General features: G+C 59.4%; 16 protein-coding genes. 5 read left to right on the top strand and 11 right to left on the bottom strand.

The window, feature by feature from the left end:
* Positions 1-16: 16 nt before the first annotated feature.
* Positions 17-1,885: a hypothetical protein gene (locus GX444_01255; GenBank protein ID NLH47209.1), complete on the bottom strand. Its 1,869-nt coding sequence runs from the start codon at positions 1,883-1,885 to the stop codon at positions 17-19.
* Between the two features lie 133 nt (positions 1,886-2,018).
* Between GX444_01255 and GX444_01250 the strand changes: the two genes are divergently transcribed.
* Positions 2,019-2,594 (top strand): hypothetical protein, encoded by a 576-nt coding sequence (locus GX444_01250; protein ID NLH47208.1) that lies wholly within the window; start codon positions 2,019-2,021, stop codon positions 2,592-2,594.
* A 12-nt stretch (positions 2,595-2,606) separates the two neighbouring features.
* Here the strand turns inward: GX444_01250 and GX444_01245 are convergent, their stop codons facing one another.
* A complete protein-coding gene (locus GX444_01245; GenBank protein NLH47207.1) occupies positions 2,607-4,796 on the bottom strand; it encodes a glycoside hydrolase family 2 in 2,190 nt (729 codons plus the stop codon).
* Between the two features lie 137 nt (positions 4,797-4,933).
* Positions 4,934-6,457: a hypothetical protein gene (locus tag GX444_01240; GenBank protein NLH47206.1), complete on the bottom strand. Its 1,524-nt coding sequence runs from the start codon at positions 6,455-6,457 to the stop codon at positions 4,934-4,936.
* Positions 6,458-6,700: 243 nt separating this feature from the next.
* Here GX444_01240 and GX444_01235 point away from each other — a divergent pair, with 243 nt between their 5' ends.
* From GX444_01235 to GX444_01225, 3 genes are all read left to right on the top strand, one after another.
* Entirely contained in the window at positions 6,701-7,270 is a 570-nt protein-coding gene (locus GX444_01235) for a manganese efflux pump (GenBank protein ID NLH47205.1), read from the top strand.
* Between the two features lie 13 nt (positions 7,271-7,283).
* Complete coding sequence (locus tag GX444_01230) at positions 7,284-7,964, top strand: rhomboid family intramembrane serine protease (protein NLH47204.1); 681 nt, start codon at positions 7,284-7,286, stop codon at positions 7,962-7,964.
* A gap of 146 nt (positions 7,965-8,110) precedes the next feature.
* The gene (locus GX444_01225; GenBank protein ID NLH47203.1) at positions 8,111-9,253 is read left to right on the top strand and encodes a hypothetical protein; all 1,143 of its coding nucleotides are present in this window, start codon (positions 8,111-8,113) and stop codon (positions 9,251-9,253) included.
* A gap of 27 nt (positions 9,254-9,280) precedes the next feature.
* On the opposite strand, the gene GX444_01220 is transcribed toward GX444_01225, so the two are convergent.
* Positions 9,281-10,069, bottom strand: a complete 789-nt coding sequence (locus tag GX444_01220) for a prolipoprotein diacylglyceryl transferase (GenBank protein NLH47202.1) — start codon at positions 10,067-10,069, stop codon at positions 9,281-9,283.
* 125 nt (positions 10,070-10,194) lie between these two features.
* Here GX444_01220 and GX444_01215 point away from each other — a divergent pair, with 125 nt between their 5' ends.
* The gene (locus tag GX444_01215; protein NLH47201.1) at positions 10,195-10,455 is read left to right on the top strand and encodes a hypothetical protein; all 261 of its coding nucleotides are present in this window, start codon (positions 10,195-10,197) and stop codon (positions 10,453-10,455) included.
* Positions 10,456-10,471: 16 nt separating this feature from the next.
* On the opposite strand, the gene GX444_01210 is transcribed toward GX444_01215, so the two are convergent.
* From GX444_01210 to GX444_01180, 7 genes are all read right to left on the bottom strand, one after another.
* On the bottom strand, positions 10,472-11,428 hold the full coding sequence (locus GX444_01210) for a 4Fe-4S binding protein (GenBank protein ID NLH47200.1): 957 nt from the start codon (positions 11,426-11,428) through the stop codon (positions 10,472-10,474).
* A 21-nt stretch (positions 11,429-11,449) separates the two neighbouring features.
* Complete coding sequence (locus GX444_01205) at positions 11,450-11,959, bottom strand: N-acetyltransferase (GenBank protein ID NLH47199.1); 510 nt, start codon at positions 11,957-11,959, stop codon at positions 11,450-11,452.
* Between the two features lie 110 nt (positions 11,960-12,069).
* Positions 12,070-12,471 carry a response regulator gene (locus GX444_01200; GenBank protein ID NLH47198.1) on the bottom strand — a complete coding sequence of 134 codons (402 nt, stop codon included), beginning with the start codon at positions 12,469-12,471 and terminating at the stop codon, positions 12,070-12,072.
* A 786-nt stretch (positions 12,472-13,257) separates the two neighbouring features.
* Positions 13,258-15,963: a PAS domain S-box protein gene (locus tag GX444_01195; GenBank protein NLH47197.1), complete on the bottom strand. Its 2,706-nt coding sequence runs from the start codon at positions 15,961-15,963 to the stop codon at positions 13,258-13,260.
* A gap of 109 nt (positions 15,964-16,072) precedes the next feature.
* Complete coding sequence (locus GX444_01190; GenBank protein ID NLH47196.1) at positions 16,073-18,367, bottom strand: PAS domain S-box protein; 2,295 nt, start codon at positions 18,365-18,367, stop codon at positions 16,073-16,075.
* An 84-nt stretch (positions 18,368-18,451) separates the two neighbouring features.
* Positions 18,452-20,158 (bottom strand): GTPase domain-containing protein, encoded by a 1,707-nt coding sequence (locus tag GX444_01185; GenBank protein ID NLH47195.1) that lies wholly within the window; start codon positions 20,156-20,158, stop codon positions 18,452-18,454.
* Positions 20,158-21,831, bottom strand: a complete 1,674-nt coding sequence (locus GX444_01180) for a GTPase domain-containing protein (protein NLH47194.1) — start codon at positions 21,829-21,831, stop codon at positions 20,158-20,160. The genes GX444_01185 and GX444_01180 overlap by 1 nt, the downstream gene beginning before the upstream one ends.
* Positions 21,832-21,904 lie beyond the last annotated feature (73 nt).

Below are 21,904 nucleotides of genomic sequence, written 5' to 3'. Positions count from 1 at the left end.
AAGACGCCAAGCGGGTTCAGCGCGACGTTTTAGCGGCGGGTGACGGGATGATTTGATACAAGGACAATTTATCATCGCCGCGAACCCCGCGGAGATAGTCACGCTTCAGTAAGGAGAAAAGTTTCTTTTCCTCCGGCGGTAAACTCTTTTCCAGCAGGTTCTGGTTGACGAGCAGGTGGGTGAAGCCGTCCCCGAGCAAAGCGGTCGCCGCCGTTTCGGGGGCGGGGTTCAACCGCAGGTAGCGGCGCAGGGTGAAGTCTTCGATGAAACTGTCGGCGACGTAAGGACGATGCGAATAGTAGGCATAATTGCCGGTCAGGACGTAAAGCAGGCGCGCCGACGGCGGCAGGTTTTGGTTGATCCAGCGTAACGCCGGATAACCGGGAACATGGCGGGCCAGGAACTCTTCGCGGCGTTCAAACCCCGGAACGACCCGGTAAAAATTCAGTTGCCGCGCTTCGGCGAGCCAGACGTAGAGGTTCCAACCGACGAGCGCGCAAAACAAAAGGGCGACAAATACGCGGCGTCGAGGCGCTTTTTCCTCGAGCCATTGCAGAAAAATCGCCAACGACGGCAGACCGGCTACCACCGCGAAAATCTGGGTTGGCAAATAAAACCGGGTTTGTTGCGAGCCGACGGCGAAAAACAAAAAGCTTAGCGCGACGGCCGCCAGCGCGCCCGGCAGGCGGCGGTCCCGGCACGTCGCCAGGGAGCCGAGCGCGAAAAGCGTCGTCACCAGAACGATCGGCCCCAGGTAGCCGTCGAAAACCATGCTGTCGAAGCGTCCGTCCATCGCCATCCGCCAAGGCAGCAACAGATAATCGGCCGGTCCGCGTCCCAGGCCGTAAGCGCGCAGATATTCGCCGTAAGCCAGCGCGCGTCCGGCGTCCCAACCGGTGCCGCCGAAGAATAAATAGGCGAACGGAAAAACCGGGTTGCCCAGTAAAAGCCAGTTGCGCGCGTACCAGAAAAGCCCGGGTGTCAACGCCAGAACATACAATCCGATGGCCCGCCGCGCCTTATGCCAGCCTTGCCGTCGCAAGCCGAAAAGCAGCATCAACCCAAAAATCCCGGCATAGAGCAGGCCGGTGTATTTCAGGGCGACCAGCCACCCGGCCAGCAGCCCCAGGCAGAGAACCAGGGCCGGATCCTTGCTATCCCGCCGGCCGAAAAGAACGATCAGCGCCGCGACCAGCCCTAACGAAATGGCCGGCTCGACGTACCCGCAGCCGCTGAAGCAGACCGCCGTGGGCAGGGTCGCGAACGATAGGGCGGCCACCAACGCGGGCGTTTTGCCGTATTGCGACCGCGCCAGGGCGTAAAGACCCCAGGTCGCCGCCAACTGCTGCCAGACTCCGAAGGCTTGCGCGGCGGTTTCGCCGCCGGTTCCCAGCAGCAGCGCGGCCAGCATTTCCTGCGCCTTGGGAAAGGCGAAAAAGAAATTTCCCGGTTGGTAGACGAGCCCGCCGGCCGCCAGAAAACGGCGCGCCGACGCCAGGTGATAAACCAGCCCGTCGCGCATGAACGGCGGGGCGGCGGCCATCAACAAGGCCGGCAAATAAAAAATCAACAGGCCGGCCAGCAGCGCCGCTTCCGCCTGGCCCGGCGCGGCAAACGCGATTTTCCGGCGGAGGCGGCGGATGATCGCCCACAGCAACGCAACTCCCGCCAGGGCGATCACCAACCGGATCGCGGTCGCGTTGAATAGGTGAAAGGCGGCGAGGATGGTCAGCCAAAAAGAAACGATCGCGCCGCCGATGGCCGTGGCCGTCACGCCGCGTGTGCCGTTGGGCAACGGCAAACGTAGCGGTAAAATGATTTCGCCCACACCCCAAGTCAGGAGTAGAAAAAACAGGCTGAAGGCCATTGCGCCGATTTCATGCATGTGGCGTCATTCTACCGATCCGCGATGCGGGTGAAAACGGGCGGATCAGCCGGCGCGTTCAGCGTTTTTCGGATGGGTCGCCGCGCCGATTTCGATAAAATTGTTCTTCGCCCGTCAAGGGAGCGGGACGCCGATGAGCCACGATCCCGGAAAAGACTCGGCCGCCGGATGGATCCGCCTGGCCGGTTACCTGACCTCGATCGCCGGAACCGTCGCCGGCATCGTCTGGGGTATTCCCTACCTGTTCGCCCGCTCGCCCTCGCAGGCCGTCGCCTGGTCGCTCCTGGTGATGATCGTGCCGCTTTTCCCGGCGGTGCAGACTTTTTTGCAGGGCGAACGGCGGTTCAGCGTAACGTTGTTCTGGCGGATTTACATCGCCGAGTACGTTTCCCTGTTCCTGGAGTTGCTGTTCATCCTGATCATCCTGCCGCTGGTCGCCTTCGCGCTGTTGTATTTTGTGCTCTGGATGATGTTCGTCGTGGTGGGCATCGTGACGCTCGGCTGGCTGCTGCAGACCTATCTCGGCGTTTCGCTCGGGATGTCGATCGCCCGCGAGGAGGCGCCGCTTTTGTTTGCGATCTTCTTCGGCCTGGCGCTGGCCTTGGTCGTTTTGCATTTTCTGCGTCGCCTGGCGGCGAAACATGAAGAAGGTTTTTTCGCGTTTTTCCGCACGCGGTTCGAGGCGATCAAGGCGCTGTTTCGATACTGAGAGCCGACCCGCCTAACAACCGCACCCGCCAATGTCGTCGTTGTCGTCATCGTCGTCCGCCGCCCGATCGTCGTTGTCGTTGTTATCGTCGTTGTCGTCGTCATCGTCGCTGCTGTCGTCATCGACCGTATCGTCATCGGCGGTATCGTCGTCGGCCGGCATTTCCTCGCCGAGGCCGCCCATGGCGAAATAGGGCGCGTACAGCTCTTTCAGCGTGCCGTAAACCGGTTTGGCGGTGACGCGATCCTGGTGCATCAGGCCCATCGTCTGGTTGTGCGGGTCTTGCACGCGATACCAATTGAACTGGCACCACCAGGTCGCCGCCGCCAGATAGCCGGCGGTCGTGTGACCGTTTTTGTTTACCGCCGCGAGCGGCAACAGCCCGGCCAGCGTCTGCCGGGCGATCACCACCTGATCGGCTTCCGCGCCGCCGTCGGTGTTGCTCCAGTAACCGAATTCGGTGACCAGCAGCGGGATCTCCGGGTACTTCTCGTGCTGTTGCCGCAGGAACGCCGCCGATTCGACGGTGGGATCGTCGCCGTAAAACACGCCGAAATACATCGTCCAGCCGGCCACGTCGACGTCCTGTTGCGACGCGCCGGTCAGCGCCGCGCCGTCGGCGGCGAGGCTTTGCGAAACCAGCCGGCCGTCGGGGAAGTTGTCGTCGAGGTCGGCGTGCAAATCCCGCACGTAGGTGCGCAGGTTGAAAACGAAATACCACATCGGTTCGTTGCACAGGCTCCAGAAGAGGATCGACGGCCGGTTGCGCTGGTTCCAGATCATCTCGCGCCACATTTGCTTGGCGAGGCCGCGCTCCAGCAGGATCGGAATCGAGATCTGGTTGATCCACCACGCCGGGATTTCTTCCCAGACCGCGATCCCCAGGCGGTCGGTCAACAGGTAGGTCGCGGGGTGATTGGGGTAGTGCGCGGTGCGCAGAAAACGCACGTTGGTGTCGCGGACGATTTGCAAATCCGCGGCGATCTTGGCGACCGTTGCCGTGCGACCGCTGTCGGGCCAATCCTCGTGGCGCGCGACGCCGGTAAAGAAGGCCGGCCGCCGGTTCAGCAACACCTTGGCGCCTTCGCCCACGCTTACGGTGCGCACGCCGAACTGCGTCACGAAGGTGTCGAGCACTTCTTTGCCGCCGACCAGTTCGACGACCAGCGCATACAGGTGCGGTTCCGCTGGGGTCCACGGCATGGGGGTGACGAGGCGCGGCGCCAACTCAACGCGCCGGTATTGCCCGGCGGGCACGATGGCGAAGGCTTCCGTCTCGCGCCGCAGCTCCGCCGGTTCGCCGAGCAAATGGGCCGCGACCGGATCGCTCAGGTAATCGGGATGTTCGGCATCCAGTTCGTAGGCCGCGAGGCGGACGGTCATTTTGCGGTCGGCGTCGCCGCGGTTTTCGACCACCAGCGAAACGTCCAGGTCGCCGGCAAGGTTTTGCGGCAGCACGTCGGCGCGCACGAGATGCGCCGGCGGCGAAGCCTCGAGGTAAACGTCCTGGATCACGCCGACGTAGTGCTGCCAGTCGGTGGCGAACAGGTTGGGGAGGATATCCATCCGGATAGCCCAGGGCATCGCGTCGATGCGCCAGACGATCACGTTGTCGCCGCCGTAGACTAGATAAGGCGAGAGATCAAAGGCGAAGGGCGCATAGCCGCCTTCGTGGTAGCCGACCCACGTGCCGTTGACCCACAGGTCGGCGATGTAGTCGGCGGCCAGGCAAACCAGGCGTACGACCCGGCCGTCCCAGTCGGCGGGCACGTCGATGTGCCGGCGATAATAAATGCCGCCGGACCAGACCTCCGCTCCGGCCGGATCTTCCGGTGTGGCGGGCATGACGTTTTCGACGCCGGGCAGGGTGTGGTCGTCCCAAGAAGAATCGTCGAAGTCGGCGAGTGTGGCGCCGCCGTTTTCCACCGCGACGGCGGTGAACCAGGCGGAGTCACGCGGCTGCAGGGATAGATCGTGGCTGATGCCCAGGCGCAGTTTTTTCCAGTTGCCCGCCAGATCCACTTGCGGGCGATCCTGCGGGTCGAAGGAGACGAGCGGCCGGCCGCTTTGCAGTGGCACGTAGGCGCCGTTCGCCAGTTCCAGATCGAAAGTCATCGGCAGCGAATCGGCCATAATGGCACTCGGTGCCAGAATTGCCAACGACGCAAAACACCACGCGATCAGTTGCAGTCGCCTGGTCATGGATTCGACCTCCGGGGAATGATTAAGTCGCCGATTGATACTCTGAGCCGGGCGGAAAAAGGTGTCAAGGATTGGCCGACGTTAAAAAAAAGCGGCGCCGGAGGCGGCGCCGCGTCGCGATCGTTCGCGCGGAGCGATCAATAATACGTGTCGAGGAAATCGAACCAGTTCACATCCAGGCCCCACTGGGTGTTGTTGGCGTAGGACGCGAACAACGTGGCGTCATAAGCGGACGGGAACCAGATCGAAACGCCGTAGCTCTTGGTGGCCTTGCCGCCCTTGTACTTGATGTACGAGGTGATCGCCGTCTGCACGTTGGTGGCGGCCGTTTTGACCGCGGTCGGCACGGACTGGCTCTTCAAGTTGGTGCAGAAATCGTACAGATCCAGATAGGTCGGCTCGTAGAATTTCTTGGTCTTGGAGCGCGCCGAGGAAATCTTGCTTTTATAGGTCGGCAGGGCGCTGATCAAGGCGGACGAGAGGCTGTTCATCGCGCTGACCAGATTCGCCGTTTGCCCCATGTCGGCGGCGGACAAGGTGGCGTAGCTGGTGCCGTAATAGGCGGAAACCAGGTATTGGCTGACTTGCAGACCGGTCGCCGCCGGATTGGCTTTCAGGTTGGCCAACCAGCGCTGGTATTCGTAACCGTCGCCGGGTTCGGTTTCCTCGGAGGCGACGAAATAAGAGGCTTCGTTCCGCGTTTCGTAGCCGACCTCAGCCATCGCCATCAGGCAGGCATCGTAGGCGAGCACGTCGATCTTGCTCAGGCCCGTGTCGGTCAACGAAGCGCGCAGCGCCTGCCGCACACCCCAGATGTCCATGTGCTTGCCCGAGCCGGAGGTGTCATCGTAGCCGACGCCCTTGGTCACTTGCCGCACGCCCTTGGGCCAGCCGCTGCCGTGGTTCCAGAGAATGACCGCGTAATGCGCCGCCGGGTAATTCTGGATCGAATAGGTCACCCATTGGTGGAGCGTCTCCGGATCGTCCATCGCCCGCTCGCCCCAGGAGCCGAGCAATTGGCTGTTGAGGACGGTGGTGCTGGTGTCGGCGGTGACGTAGAAGGCGCGCGTATCGGTCCAGTTGCCGTTGCTCGTGTCGTATCCGGTGATGCGGTCGAGCAAAACCAGGATATTGACGTTGGCGTCGGAGCCGATCTGCTCCATTTCGTTCACATCGGCGATGCCGTAGCTTTCCAGATTGTTGTCGGCGCACATGTAAACGATGACCGTCCAGGACTTGGCAAACACGCCGACCGCGATCGAAGCGGTCAGGCCGCCTGCCTTGGCTTCGATGACGTGCACGCCGGTCGACAAGCCGTCCACGGGCAAATCGCCGCCGCGCCCGAGATAGCCGTCCAGGTCGCTGAACCATTGCACATCGGCATCGTCCAGCGTCTCGTTGTCGATCAGCACTTTAGCGGACAACTCGAGCGTCTCGTTTTGGTTGATCCGCAGGCCATGGGCCGGCTGGACGATGTGCAGCGTCACTTCCTCATCGACTACCGTGGATAAATCCGCTTCCGGATCGCTCAAAATGGCGTCCTCGGGGTCGTTGAGCATCATCACCGGCGAACCGATTGACGCGGCAAGGCCGATCGAGGCGACGCCCAGCACGATGAAAATCAATGCTGATAGGAGGGAAAAAAGGAACTTAGTTTTCATTTCTCTGGCCCTCCAGTGGAAGGATTGGTTTTTTTTCACGTCAATGGTATGGATGAAAATCCTGCGTTGAAGAAAAATGCTAATCCTACCGTTTGGTAAAAGCAATTACTTTCGTAAGGGTGGCCTAATTATTCAGTATTTTAGCGTAATGATTGGGGAAATCCTGATTTCCGCTAGCCTTTCATTCCTTTGAAAAAACGCTATGCTGGCGCAACGGAGAAACCGGCTGGGAGTGGGCGACTCATGAGTCTGGGCGAAATCCTGATGATTTCCTTCGCGCTGGCGATCGATGCCTTCACGGTCGCGCTGGCAGGCGGAGTGTCGCTGCAGGCCGTCGGCGTGCGGCGAACCGTTCGTTTGGCCTGGCACTTCGGGCTTTTTCAGACCGGCATGACCCTGATCGGCTGGAGCGCCGGCTTGTCGGTTCGCGCCTTATTGGAAAATGTCGATCATTGGCTGGCGATGGGCCTCTTGGGTATGGTCGGCGGGCGGATGATCTACAACTCGCTGATCCCGAAAAAGGAAGAAGCACCGACCGCCGATCCGACCAAGGGCGGCACGTTGGTCATGCTTTCCGTGGCGACCAGCATCGACGCGCTCGCGGTCGGCATCGGCTTCTCGATGTTGAAAATCGAGATCTGGACCCCAGCGCTGATCATCGGCGTCATGGCTTTCGTGTTGACCGCCTTCGGCATGCAACTGGGGCGGGTGATCAAGGGATTCGCCCGTATCGGCCGCTGGGCGGAACTGGCCGGCGGCGTGGTCCTGCTCCTGATCGGTCTGCGGATCCTGTACGATCACGGCGTGTATTGATCGAGACGCGGCCATGATTCCCTATAAAGACCTCAACCCGACCACGCGCCTGCCGATCGTCACCGGCGGTTTGGTGCTTGCGAACATCGCGGTTTACGTTTTTCAGCTATTCGATTCGCAAAACGGCCTGGCCTTCGCCATGGTGCCGCGCCAACTGTGGGGATTTTTCCACGGCGGCTCGCTCTGGCCGTTTTTCACCTTGATCACCGGAACCTTTTTACACGGCAGCCTGCTGCACATCGGCTTCAATCTGCTCTTTTTGTGGGTTTTCGGCGACAACGTCGAGGATCGGTTGGGCCACGCGCGCTTTTTACTGTTTTATCTGGCCGGCGCGTTCGTCGCCTCGGCGTGCCAGGTGGCGGTCAGTCCGTTTTCCGCCGTGCCGGTCGTCGGCGCTTCGGGCGCGATCTCGGCCGTACTCGGAGCCTATCTGGTCTTCTTTCCCGGCGCGCGGGTCAAAACCCTGTTCATCATCATCGTCATCCCGAAAATCATTACCCTGCCGGCGGCGATTTTCCTCGGCTTGTGGTTCATCCTGCAGGTTTTTTCATCGATCGGCGCCGCGGCCGGCGCGGCGGGCGTCGCCTGGTACGCGCATATCGGCGGTTTCATCTACGGCGTTTTTTGGGCCTGGCGTTTTGCGCGGCGGCGGAACCGGCCGGTCTGGGCACCGCAGCGGCGGCGCGCGGCCTGAGCGGCGTTTGTCACGGTTCGTATCAGAATTATTCCGCGGCTCTCAAGTATCCTCTCTCGCCGACCGATAACAAAGATGATCGCCGGACAAGAAGGAACTGATGCCGGCGAGGGCCTGCCTATTTTCCGAGGCGCAAGGAGGCGTCGATGAGGATCCTCGAATCACAGGTGTCCCTGACCGGCCGTAGTGCGCGTTCGACCAGCGCCTATGTCCGCGAAAGCCTTGCCGCCTGGGCGGGGTCCGCGCGGATCGACTACAATCGTGAGGAGAAATTCAGCAGCGCCGCCGCGATGGCGAGCGGCGATCAAGTCGATCTCTCCGCGACCGCCAAGGATCTGGCCAAGAAACTCGAAACCGAACAGCCGCTGACCGACACGGAAAAAGCCCTGGCCGACGCGGTTGAGCAAATCAAAGCGGCGCAAAAAAAGAAAGAAACGGACGAGTTCGAAGGCCTGTCCTTGGACGCCAAATTCAGTTTGAAAATCCTGCTGATCGAGGCGCTGACCGGCCATAAGGTGTTGTTGTTCAGCTCTCGCCGTTCGGCGGACGATGCGCCGGCCGAGGCGCCCGCCAAGGATGCCGATCAAAACCGGAACGCGGCGAACGGCGAACCGGCCCGCCTCGGATGGGGCATCAGTTATCAGCGGCACGAGGAAACCAAGCAAAGCGAAAGCACCCGGTTCACCACCGACGGCGTGGTGAAGACGGCCGACGGCAAGGAAATCGCCTTTCGGGCCGAACTGGAAATGAACCACGAGCGAATCACCGTGAACGATATCTTCCTGCGGGCCGGTGATGCGCTCACCGATCCGCTGGTGATCAACTACGGCGGCACCGCCGCGGAATTGACCGATCAGAAATACGATTTCGACCTCGACGCCGACGGAACTTCGGAGAAGGTTTCCTTCGTGAAGTCCGGCAGCGGCTTCCTGGTGCTGGACCGCAACGGCGACGGCCAGGCGACCGACGGCACCGAATTGTTCGGCCCGACCACCGGCGACGGTTTCAAGGAGTTGGCGACTTTCGACGAGGACGCCAACGGCTGGATCGACGAAGGCGACTCGGTATTCGGCGATCTGCGGGTATGGTCGAAAAACGCCGCGGGGCAGGACCAATACGACACGCTGGCGGGCAAGAACGTCGGCGCCATTTACCTGCAAAAGGCCGGCACCCAGATCGGCCTCTACGACAGCCAGAACGACAAGGAAGGTCAAGTCCGCAGCACCGGCGTTTATTTGACCGAAGACGGCCAAGCGCAGACGATTCAGCAGGTCGATCTGAAAACCTGAAACAAACCCCGGCTCATTGCCGATCCGTCAGGCGGCGCCGAGCGCCGCCTTTTTTCGTTCGCGCCGCAGGTAAATGCCGGCGAGCGCGACGCACGCCGCCAGAATGAGGCTGATCCATTGCGAGGTGGAAAGGCCTACGAACGAGCCGCGGTCGGCGTCGCCGCGGAAAAATTCGATGAAAAAACGCCCGAGCGAATAGAGGGCGATTTGCAGAGCGATCAGCTCGCCGGGGACCTTGCGGTAATGTCGGCGGTAGAAAATCAACACGGCGAACATCCCCAGGGCCCAGGTCGATTCGTACAACTGCGTCGGATGGACCGGCACCATGCCGTAAGCCTGGCTCGCCAGGGCATCGGCCGGATAGACGATGCCCCACGGCAGGTCGGTCGGCCGGCCGTAGCAGCAGCCCGCCATCAGGCAGGCGAACGTCCGGTGCAGGGCCAGGCCCAGCGGCATGTAGGTCGCCGTGACGTCCAGCACCGGCAGAAAGGGCTGTCTGGCCCACCGCGAATAGAAAAACGGGAACAGGATCGAGCCGATATAACCGCCGTAAAAAACGTGGCCGGTGCTCAGGTCCCAAAGCCGGCTCCACTTTACTTGATACCACGGCCAATTGGTGACCACGTGCAACAGCTTGCCCATGAAAAAGGCGCCGATGATGGCCACCAGGATCGACTTCAGGTAAAAGGCGCCGTCATGGCCTTCCCGCTCGAAGCGGCGCAAGCCCAAAACCGTGCCGAGGAAAATGCTCAGGCCGTAAAAAAATCCATAGGTATAAATAGGGTGGCCGCCCAGGTGAAACAAGATCGGATGCATCGTCTCAGTCGCTCCGTGATGTTTGACTAATCATTGTGACGCGAGTAATTCATTAATAGACCGATCGATCCGCGCGACGCAAACCGGGGGCCGGGCAGGCCCGCCGAACACAGAGGGAGGCCCACATGGAAAAGCATGTCATTTTGGGCGTTCACGTCACCGACCGTGTGAAGAAAGTCCCGGATGTGCAAAAAATCCTGACCCAATTCGGTTGCAACATCAAAACCCGCTTGGGTTTGCACGAAGTCAGCGGCAATATCTGCTCGCCAACCGGCCTGCTCCTGCTGGAGCTTTGCGGCCCCGACGCTGAGTTGGAGGCCATGGAAAAGGATCTGCAGAGCCTGGAGGGTGTGCAGGTGCAAAAGATGGTTTTCACTCATTCCTGACGAAGACCCGGAGCGGTCAACCGAGCAGTTCGGCCGGTTCCCGGGTCGTGACCGCGTGCGCCTTCTTGAAACTTTCGAAGCCCTGCACGGGGTAACGCAGAAACCGCATTTCCTGCGCGTCGGCGGGGCAGTTGTTGACGCAGCCGAAACAAGCCAGGCAGGCGCGATGATCGATCCGCGCCGGATCGAGCCGAATCGCGCCGGCGGGGCAGGTTCGCACGCAAGTGCCGCAGCGGATGCATTTTTGCTCGTTGATCCGGTGCCCGCTGATGAGCATCCGGGTCCAATCCTGACTGTCCAGCAGTCGCCAGATTTCCCCGGCGTTGAATTCCTTGTCCGGCCTGATGGCCTGGCCGCGCCGCACGCGATCGGCGATCGCCCGGGCCTCGGCCCGCGCTCGTTCGAAGGTCTTTTCGTCGGGGAGATCGCGATAGGCCAGCGTCCGTGCGGCGCTTCCCATCGACCAGGTCGGCGCGTAGGTGGACATGTTCGCGTAGATCGACAGGCCCACTGGAACGGCGCCCCGGTCGGCCAGTAGCCGCAGCAAGCGGACCGCCGTGTTGTGCGGGTTCGATCCCTCGCCGCCGAAAGTGACGAACGAAGCCGCGGGGATTCCGGTCAGGGCGGGCAGGCGCCGCAGCCAGGCCGCGACGTTCACCGGCACGTCGAAGTAGTAAACCGGCGTGCCGAGAACCAGCAGGTCGTAGCCGGGCAGGGCGGTGGTGTCGACTTCGGCGAGCGGCAGCGCGGTGACCTGTAGACCTTCTTTTTCGAGCACTTTGCCGATCAAGCGGCCGATTCGGCGTGTGTGGCCGGTCTGGCTGTACCACGTCACCAAAGCCTTTTGCGGCGTGGTGGCCCGGATCGCGGTCGGCCAGGTCTCGGCGGATTCCGCGCGGGAAACGATGCCGCCCGAACAGGCGGTTCCGGCGAGGGTGGCGGCGGTGCAGAACAGAAATTGGCGACGATTCATCGGTGAATTTCCCATCAATGATCAGACCAGATCGAACTCCGGTTGGTAACGGACGATACCCCGGGTTTCGGCCAAAGCGCCGGGGACCAATTCCACAGCCATGAATAGCTCATCGGGCCCTTCGTAACTGAAGCGGATGCCGTACCGGCTGGCGACCTGAAACCCGAAGCGCGGATAAAAATCCGGGTGGCCGACCACGACGACGATCCGATAGCCGTCCGCGCGGCTGATCTCCAGGCCGCGCCGGATCAGGGCGGAACCGACGCCACTTTTCTGATGTTCCGGCAGCACCGCCATGGGCCCCATGCCGAGCGCGGACAATTGGCGGTCGGAGGCGTCGATCGTCACCGGCGAAAACAGGACATGACCGATCAATTTCCCGTTTAATTCGGCGACCAGCGATAACGTGTAGGCGCCGCGCCGGCGTAAGGCTTCCACCAGCGCCGATTCGTTGCGCTGGCAAAAAGCCAGGTCGTTGATGCGACGGATCGTTTCGATGTCCGCGGCGGTTTCGTTTCGGATCAGCAGCAACGGGATCCCCTCGCGATCAAGCCGGCGCCTGAGGCCGCTGCCGGGAACGGTTCGGCTGGATTTTCATTACACCTTTGGCGAAACGATCACAAGTGAGCGGATGGTTTCGGTCAGGCGGTCGCCGGTTGTTCGATCGCTTCGCGGACTTTCAGCGCGAGCGATTCGTAAGAAAAGGGCTTTTGAATGAAAAAGTTGGCGGCCACCGAGTCCTGTTGAGCCAGGATGCTTTCGTTGTACCCGGACATGAACAGGACCTTCAGGTCGGGATGCTGTTCCTTCAGCTTGGTGTACAGATCTCGACCGTTCATCTTCGGCATGATCATGTCGGTCAACAGCAGATCGATGGGCTCGGCATGGTTCTGGTATTGGGTGAAAGCGTCGCAACCGTTGCAAGCCACCAAAACCTGGTAACCCAACCGGGTCAGGATTTTGTGGGTGAGTTTGCGGACGATATCCTCGTCTTCGACGAGTAAGACCGTTTCCCTGATTTTGTCTTGTTTTTCCGCGTTCATTCGCTCTTGGCCCCCATTTCTTCCGCAGGAAAGGCGAAGCCGGCCGATTGGACGACCGGCAATCCATTTTCACTCCGGTCGAAAAAACACCGGCGTTCCTATTGCCGGTTGGAATGTGAGGAGAGGACCGATCAATTCGAGCCGAAAGCCAGCGGGGTGTCGCTATTTTATTGGCTTTTCTTTTTCGTACTGACCGATCCACCCGTCACATCGCGGGATTTTGCCAATTCCGATTTTTCCCCACGGCGATTCCGATTCAAAAACGTCGCCTGTTCCTTCCGATTGACGGCCCAAGAATCCGATTCGCTTTTTGCCGATCTCCGCCGCTGTTTCCAATTTTACCGGCGATGTGTCCGATCACGAGATCAAACCAGCCCGTACCCGCGTTGAACCTCCGATGGATTGCCGCATCCGATGGAAAGGCACAGGAAAAATAATTAGTTTGCAATCCCTTAGCCCCACAATCCACTGGAGCTTTCACCCGTCAATGGACAAGAAAAGTAGCCAAAATTCGGATTGAAAAATTTTATTTCCTTTTTTCACTGACTTTGCCGCGTTAAAAATTTTTTTCTTTCTTGTTCTTCATATCGGTTTATTCGCTTAAAGCAAAACACGGAAAGAATGCGTATTCAATGCGTATGAAAAATACGCAAAAAATGTGTCACTCAGGGTCAAAATTTGAATAAACGAGACTTGAGATCATTTATAAGGCGGGGTGAAAAATTCAAAGTGCTTCTGTTAATTATGATTATTCTATCCTGCAGATTGGAACGTCCCAAAAGTGGGCTATTTGAGCAATTTCCGAATTTTAATTGCCAATGAATAAGGGGAGTATGGTTTGGCGAGAAAATTCAAACCCTCTTCGATAATCCCATGGCGGACAATCGCATCTTCCGTATAACCGGAGGTAAAAAGCACTTTCATCTCCGGATGAATTTTTACCAATATTTCGGCCAATTGTCGCCCGTTCATTCCCGGCATGACGATGTCGGTAATCAGCAAATCGATCGGCGCCGCGAATTTCTCAACCAGTTGGCACGCCTGATTCCCGTCCGGCGCGTGCAATACCCGATAACCCAGACTGGATAAAAATTTGATCGCCAGTTCGCGAACGATATTCTCGTCCTCGACCACCAGGATCGTTTCCTCGCCGCCCGAAATTTCGAGCGGCGGTTTGTTCATCTTCAGCGGTACCGCCGTCTCCGATAAGCGCGGCAGATATAGTGTGAAAGTCGTTCCCCGGCCTTCCTCGGAATCGACTTCGATGGCGCCGCCGGATTGTTTTACGGCGCCGTAGATCGTCGCCAATCCCAGGCCCGTTCCCCGGCCTTTCGGTTTGGTGGTGAAGAACGGTTCGAAAAGGTGTTCTTTCACGTCATTGTTCATGCCGTGTCCCGTGTCACTGATCGACAACCTCACAAAAGGTCCGGGCGAGATTTGAGCTTGCCGACGGCAATATTCTTCATCCAGGTCGATGTTGGCTGTTTCGATGGTCAAGCGACCGCCGTCCGGCATGGCATCGCGAGCGTTGATCGCCAGGTTGATCAGAATCTGTTCGAATTGGCCCGGATCGATTTTCACCGGTCCGATTTTGTCTCCGGCGGTGATGACCAGTTCAATATCTTCGCCGATCAGGCGGGCCAGCATTTTATGCAAACTGGCGATCAACTCGTTGAGATCGATGATTTGCGGCTCGATCAACTGCTTGCGTGAAAAGGCCAACAATTGTCGGGTCAGGTTCGCGGCGCTTTCCGCCGCTTTGCGGATTTCGGTCAGATCCTCATGAATCGGGTTTCCCGGGTCCAGGCCGGCCAGCAACATGTCCGCGTAACCCAAAATCCCCGTCAACAAATTGTTGAAGTCATGAGCGACGCCGCCGGCCAAGCGGCCGACCGCCTCCATTTTCATGGCTTGTTGGAGTTGAACTTCCAATTTCGCCTTTTCTTCCTCGGCGCGTTTGCGGTCGGAAAGATCGACAAAGCTGGTCAAAAGTACTTTTTCCTCATCGAATTTGATGAACTCGGCTGAAAACAAGCCTGGGATCAGTTGGCCGCTCTTTCCGCGAACCGAAAGCTCCAGGTTTTTCAACGTACCGGTGGTGGAAAGAAAACGAAAGGTGTTTTGACGATCTTCCGGCCCCAGGATCCCCAGCGACACCGACGAATGGCCGATGACTTCCTCTTTTCGATAGCCCAATTTATCCAGAAATGTCTGGTTCACCTCGATAAAAATCCCGTCGGTGCTGGTCGATAACGCCATGATGATCGGGCTGGACTGAAATATTTTCATAAATTTGGTTTCGGACTTTTTCAACGCCGCTTCGGCTTTGACGCGGTCGGTGATTTCGGTTGCGAAACCCTCGATGATGAAACTGCCGTCGGGTTGTCGCCGGCCGATGCGCGCATTCATTCCGATCCAGATGCGCCGCCGGTCCGCGGTGAGGGCCTCATAGACGAAATTTTCCACTTTCCCATCTTGCGCCAGTTGTCGGACCAACTCCGCGCGGCGTTCCGGTCGCACGTACAACTGCCGGGCCAGATCGGTGTAATGCGCGAGTGTTTCCGCGATCGAGGAGTAACCCAGAATGCGCGCCATCATCGGATTGATCAGGATCGCCCGGCCATCGGAGGTCGTGGCGAAGATGCCGACCGGCGCGTTTTCGAACAGCTCGCGATAACGCTGCTCGCTTTCCCGTAAGGCCTGTTCGGCCCGCCGCCGATCGGTGCTGTCCCGGGCAAAGACGATGTACTTTTCCTCGCCGGCGAGGATATTCATGCTGATTTCAACGGCGAGAATTCGTCCATCCTTGTGCCGCAGGCGAGCCTCGAAACGGGCCTTTCCCGATCGGCCGGCCGCGGCGATGTGTTCTCGCGTTTCGCCGGCCGTCTCCGGCGCTTCGATGTCCTGAACTCGCAGCGCGAGCAGCTCGGGAATGGAATAGCCCAGCATTTCGACGAGCGCCTGATTTGCCTCCAGAATCCGCCCGTCAAGATCCATCATCCAGAAACCGTCCACCGTGGTCCGGATGATGGAATGGTATTGATTTTCCCGCTTGGCGCTGATCTCCATCTCGGCGACGATTCGCTCGTTCAACTCACGCAGGGCGGTCAGGTCGGCGAAGCGGGCCAGGGTCACGATAATCGCCCGATTCATTTCCTCGGCGTTCGGCGGTTTGCGCAGAAAGGCGCCGACGCCGACCCGCCCGGCCTCAGCCACCAATTCGGGCCGGTCGTCAGCCGTCAGCACGACGAGGGGGGTCGGTCGCACCTCATTGATTCGCCGGGCGGCGGCCAGGCCGTCCATCCCCGGCATTTGAATGTCCAGCAGGATCACGTCGGGTTTTAACGATTGGGTCAGCTCGACCGCACGGGCGCCGTTTTCCGCCCGGCCGATCACGAGATACCCGGTATCTTCCAGAAGGATTTTCGCCGCTTCCGCCGCCAGGTTGTCGTCTTCGACGATCAGGACACGGATTTTTCTTTCCGCCGACATCCGTCCGCTCCCAAAAGGATTCACGGTGGCGGCGGCTGATCAAGCGACGGAGCGTTTCGCCGTTTTCAGTCGCGACCCACCGATCGGTCGGGTCTTCTTCGCGAGGCGATCAGATATTCGTCAAATAGGACTCGAGGTTGATCGTCTTCCCCGTCAAGCCCAGTTTTTTGCGAATTTTGTTGCGATGCGTGTCCACGCTGCGCGGCGAGATACTCAGGATGCCGGCGATTTCCTTGGTGGCAAGACCGCCGCGAATCATGTTGCAGATCTCGATTTCCCGGCGTGAGAGCGACCGAAGCTGATTTTGTTTGTCTTGCGGCAGGGTCTTGGCCAGGTTGTGTAAATTATCTTCCAACAATTCCAGCGTCGGTGTACTGGGAAGGCGATCCTCCGTCTTGAGCCGTTGAATCAACGGGAAAACGAATTGCTCCAAGTGCTGCCGGATCTGCTTTTCGGTTCGCTCTTTTTCATCCTTGACTTGCTGCATCAGTTCGTGAAGCGCGGTATTTTTTTGTTCCAACAGGTAGTTGTTTTCGACCAGGCTGCGCTGTTTTTCGGCCAGTTCCTTTTCCATTTGTTTGCGGTTGTCGATGTCCTGAACCATCGGCAGAAAGTAGAGCGGGTCGCCTTGGGCGTCGCGCATCAGCCGCACCGACAGTCGCACCCACACCACATTCCCGTCTTTCGCGATGTAGCGCTTTTCCATTTGATAGTGATCGATTTCCCCGGCGGCCAACTGCCGGCAGTAGCGAACGTCCTGTTCCAGATCGTCGGGATGGGTGATTTCGGGAAAGCCCATGGACAACAGTTCGATCTCCTGGTAGCCGGTGATTCGACAAAATTCCTCGTTTACCCGCACAAACCGGAATTCGAGCGAAACGATCGCGGCGCCGATCGGCGATTGGTCGAAGGTGCGTTTGAAATGATCCTCGCGAAAACGAAGCGAGCGCTCGATTCGTTTTTGCTTGTCGATTTCGCGTAAGAGCTGAAGGTTGGTCTGGTAAAGCTCCCGGGTCCGTTCTTCGACCCGTTTTTCCAGTTCTTCCCGCGCCAGTCGCAAGGATTGTTCGCGATTTTTCCGTTCGGTGATGTCTCGCGCGATGCTCAGAATGGCGATCTCGCCGTAGTAATCGATGTGCCGCGCGCTCAGTTCGATCGAAAAGAGGCGACCGTCCTTGGCACGATGCACGGTTTCGAAGAATGTCGCCCCGGTTTGCTCCAATTCTTGCATATGGGCCGGCACATCTTGATAGAATTCCGGCGTGTCGATTTGCGCCAGCGTCAGGGACGTCATTTCCTGCTTGGTATAACCCAGCCGTTCACAAGCCAGGCGATTGGCATCCAGAATGCAGCCGGTTTTCGAGACGATATAAATGGCGTCGGCGGCATTCTCGAAAATGGTCCGGTAGCGCCGTTCGGATTCCTCCTTCGCCGCCAGGACTTTTTGCGCCTCGGTCACGTCGACCGCGACGCCCAGGACGCAATCGCCGCGCTGATCGAATTCCAGGGGGATTTTCACCGTGCTCAGCCAACGGGTTTCACCGTTTTTACCGGTGAACGGCTCGATCGGAATGCGCTTGATTTGCTGGGTTTCGATTACCTCCCGGTCATCCCGGCGATAAATCTCGGTGTCCAGCTGTAAGGAAGGGATGTCGACGGTCATTTCCAGGTCGGTGTGACCTTCCAGATGCCGTACGTCGACCTGATACAGTTCGGCCAAGGCCCGATTGGCCAGCAGGTAGCGGCCGTTCAGATCCTTGACGAAGATGCAATTCGGATCGTTGTCGATCACCAGCCGGAGAAAACGTTCGCGTCCCGCGATTCGTTCGTTCAGTTGTTTGATCGCCAGCCCCATCGACAGGAGAGACGCCAGCGATTCGATGAATTCGACTTTTTCGCGGGTAAAAATGTCGGGACGGCGGTCGTTGAGTTGCAGCAGGCCGAAGGTTTGTTCGTTGGAGCGCAATGGAATCAGGGCCACCGACTCGTAACCTTCGCTATTACACCGATTGCGCGTCTTGGTCTGGCGTTCTTCCTCGGTGGTCGTGGCCAGTAACCGGGTTGTATTGTTGCACCAAAATGAACCCGCCGGGGTGAAAAAGGGTAATTGCGGATCGAAGCGGCCGCAAAGGATGTTGCCGCACATGCACTCGAGCAGTGGATTGCCGATTTCATCGCACAACAGTTGGCCGCTCAGGTCGCGCGCGCAAAGGGAGTTTTCCATTTCCACGAATTCGGCGGGAAAGCCTTGTGTTTTAAAATACGGGAAATCGTCGCCCTCGCGCAGGCGGATGCCCACGGCTTCGCAAGTAAGATATTCCTGAATTCGGGTCAGAACCAGTTGGATGAATGAACGCAAATCCATCTGCTCGGTGAGCAATCGAAGCAACTCGATCGCAATCATTCTCTCTTGATTTTGATTTTCCTCAGATGAAATGCTTCCCATGATCCAATCCTCCCCAAAAAATCGGATCCGCGCATTTTCCTTTTAAGTTACTCGTTTTTCCTCGGAATTCAAACTGGTTTCCGGACGGCCGTCACCGGGCGGCGGCAGCGACGCGGCGAGTACCGTGAAATCCCTGGAAATTCTAGTGATTGGCCAAGCTACCATAGCTTTCAACCGATCTTCCAGCGCGCCGAGCGAGTCCTGAATGAAAGCATCCATCACCTGACCGAGCTGCATTCGGCGGCGACGCGCCACGTAAAACGATGCAATGGTGTAATAACCAAAAAAACCGAAAAACGACATCCGGACGTTGTCGAGAGTCAGCCAGTCGGCCAGACGCGGCGCCGGAAAGATCGACCAGGCCTGTAATAGAATAAAGGCCGGATAAAACACCAGCACCAGAAAGAAAAGCGCGTAGAGATAGACCGGCAAATTGAGGAGTATTTGAAACGGGCGCGAAAACAGCCGCCTTCCGGCGGCCGGCAACTGGTCGGCCACGCACTGCGCCAGCTCGATTTCGATCGAATGTTCATCGTGCAGATAACGCTCCGTCATTTCCGGCCATTGCCGCAACAGTTCGGCGCCGGTCTCGCGACGCGCGGCCAGTAAACGATCGGTCAGATTTTCCTGTCCCCACTGGAAAAAGGAGGCGGGAAGGCGGAGTTCGTCAAAATTGTCGGCGAATTGTCCCCCGGCCTGGCGAAACGGCAGCAGCGAGCCGAACCAGCGCCCCACACCCAGAATCGTCGGGAACCCGGCCAAGGTATGCTCCGCGTTTGCCGCCAGCCCGCGGCGGAGGCGGAGTCCGATTTCCTCCCGGTTGCGCAAGCGTTCGCCGAGCAGGAGGAAATAGGGGGCGGGGAAGTAACTGTCGAAGATTTCCTCTTGGCGTTCCGGATCGGCGGCGCGATTCAATGCCGTTTGGAATTCGTCCAATTGGTAATGCCGGCGGATTTGATTCAGCCCCAATTCCGCCGCGTGCTGTTGATTTTCGTCCTGGACACGGCGCACCTCGGCGGTCGTCATCCGGCTCAACAAGCGATCTTCCAAGCGGGGAAAGTCGAAGTTCTTCGTGAGGGAATCGATCAGGAAGACGGCGGTCGCGGGTTCGTCGCGGCGGCTCGTCGCGGTCTGATCCTGCCAGCGGCCCAGGCGACGGGCGATCGTCGCGGTGAAATCGGCGCGTACTTCCGCCAGGTAGTCGCCGAGCGAGTCGGCCTTGGTCAGGGCGAACAGGATATGCTGGGGCGAGATCGCGTCGGCCAGTTTCTCGAAGGCCTGCCAGAATTGCCGGTCTTTGTATTTGGCGGGACTGGCCAGGAGAACCGCCCCGTCGGTCACGCCGGCCTGGATGACGCGGCGGACCTGGTTGACGTGGCGATCGAATCGACTGTCGAAATCGGGACTGTCAATCACGCAAAGCTGGCGCAGGGCTTCGCTTTGGTGCAACTGGAATTCGATGTCGATCGGCAGTCCGTCCAGGCGTTTCTGCAATTCGGCGCGATAGGCTTCGTGGAGATAGGCGACGAAGCGGGCGGTGCCTTCGGCGCTGCCGCGCGGCTCGGCGTTAATCGTTTTGCCAAAGAGAGCGTTGAGGAACGAAGACTTGCCGACGTCCTTGCCGCCCAGCAGAAACCAGACCATCAAATCGTCCGGACCGTGCAACGGCTGAACGGCGGCCGGTTCCGGCGACGCCAGAAAGCGCTGCAATTCGTCGTTGAGTTGCCGCAGGCGACGGCCGCTTTCCATCATCGCACCTCGGGCAGTGAGCGTTCCCAGCTTTGCAAACGCCGGGTCAGGTTTCGCAGCTCCAGTTTTTTCAGCGCCGGCGTCCGCCACAAGGGATCGGTCGCCTTGGTCAGAATGCCTTGCAAGGAGCTTTCGAACATCTCGCGCAAACGACCGGTCCGAACCTTGCGCAACAGGTCGCTGGTGAAGATGCCGCCCAAACCCAGCGCGGACAGCGCGCCGAGCAGCGTCAGGGAACTCAACGTTCCCAGGCTGGGCACGACCAGATCGAGCAAGAAGAGGGTGGAGGCCACGGCGGTGACGGTGCCCCAAACCGGGTCTTTCAGCCGGTGCCTTTCCTCCAACGCCTCCAGAAGCGTGGCCACGTCCTGGCGCGCTTCCCGATTGATTTGCTCGACGAGCGAGGTGATTTCCGCCGCCGTCGAGCGGAGGTCGAGCGGGGCCGGCGGTGGCGCTTCGGCCGGCCGGTCGCCGGTCGCGGTCGTCGCGATCTGCCGCGCCACGGTTGTTTGAATCGCGGCCAGAGATTGCGCGACGTGTTTTTGCACGGCGCTTTCGGAAAACAGGTCCACCAGGCCGCCGCTCGCGGCGGCCTCGTCGCCCAGCAGTTTGCGCCAGCGGTTCAACGAGGTGCGCCACGGCGAAAAAGTATCGAGCCGCCTACGGAATTCATCGCTGAAGAACGCCTTTTTGAAGCGCGCGGCCAGGACGATTTCATCCCGCAAGCGGTCGGCGACCCGTTCCTGTTCGCGCTGTCGGGTCACGGCCAGGCTTTCGGTTTCCGTGGCGACTTCTTGGGCCAGATTGCGGATGGCGGCGAGCATTGCGCGACCGATGCGGGGATGCGACTCGGCAACGAGCGGCAGCACTTCCGCGGCTTTGAAGCCGTCATTCCCCGTCAGGTGCGGCAGGGTGCTGATCGTCGCTTCGCCCCAGAATTCCTTAAGGTTTTCCAAACGGGAGTGAAATTCCTCGTCGCTGGTGTGGGCGTGCAATCGATTGAGCACGACGAACAGATCGGCGCGCGCCCGTTCGGGCCGCAACAGGCGCAGGGCCTCGCGGATGGTTTCGTGTTCCGCCTGGGCGAATGATTCCTCGGTGACCAGCAAAATCACCCGATCCAGCCACGGCAGGATACGCAGCGCCACCAAATGTTCTTCGCGCGCTTCCAGGGTGCCGATATCCGGCAGGTCGATCAGCAAGAACGGCTTGTCGCGGTGACTCCAGGCGGGCACGACCATGGCGGTCTCCGGCTCGCCGGAAAGCCCGCGCACCGCCGACGCTTCCATTTGAATTTGTTTGACGGACGGGCGGAGAAACGAATCGTCCGCGGCCAGACCGGTCTGTTCGACGGGCAGCGCGACGATCGCGCCGGTCGTTTGGTGCGGAATGGGCGTCACCTTGGCGAGCGGCGCGCCGGCGATGCTGTTGAGTAGGGTCGATTTACCGCTGCTGGCACTGCCGAGAATGCCGATGAGCGGTAGCTCCCCGCCGGTGCGTCGGCGGAATCGATGATGATGGCAAAGGCAGAGCAATGTTTCGGCGCGGCCGTTCAATGGAAAGGGCAAGTCCGCGATCAGTAATTCGCCGAGCAGCGAAATACCTTCATCGATGCGGTCGGCCCAACTCGCGCTGGAAGCTTCCGGTATTGCCGTGGGGGTATTGTTGACCATCAAACAAATCATAACACAGATTGGAACCGATGCCAAAAAAGTGAAAAAAAGAAGTCCGGACGGTGGGTTAGAG

The organism is Myxococcales bacterium, from assembly GCA_012517325.1.
Lineage (GTDB): Bacteria > Lernaellota > Lernaellaia > Lernaellales > Lernaellaceae > JAAYVF01.
Note: the sequence above shows the minus strand (reverse complement) of the source record. Positions and strands in the feature narration are given on the sequence as shown.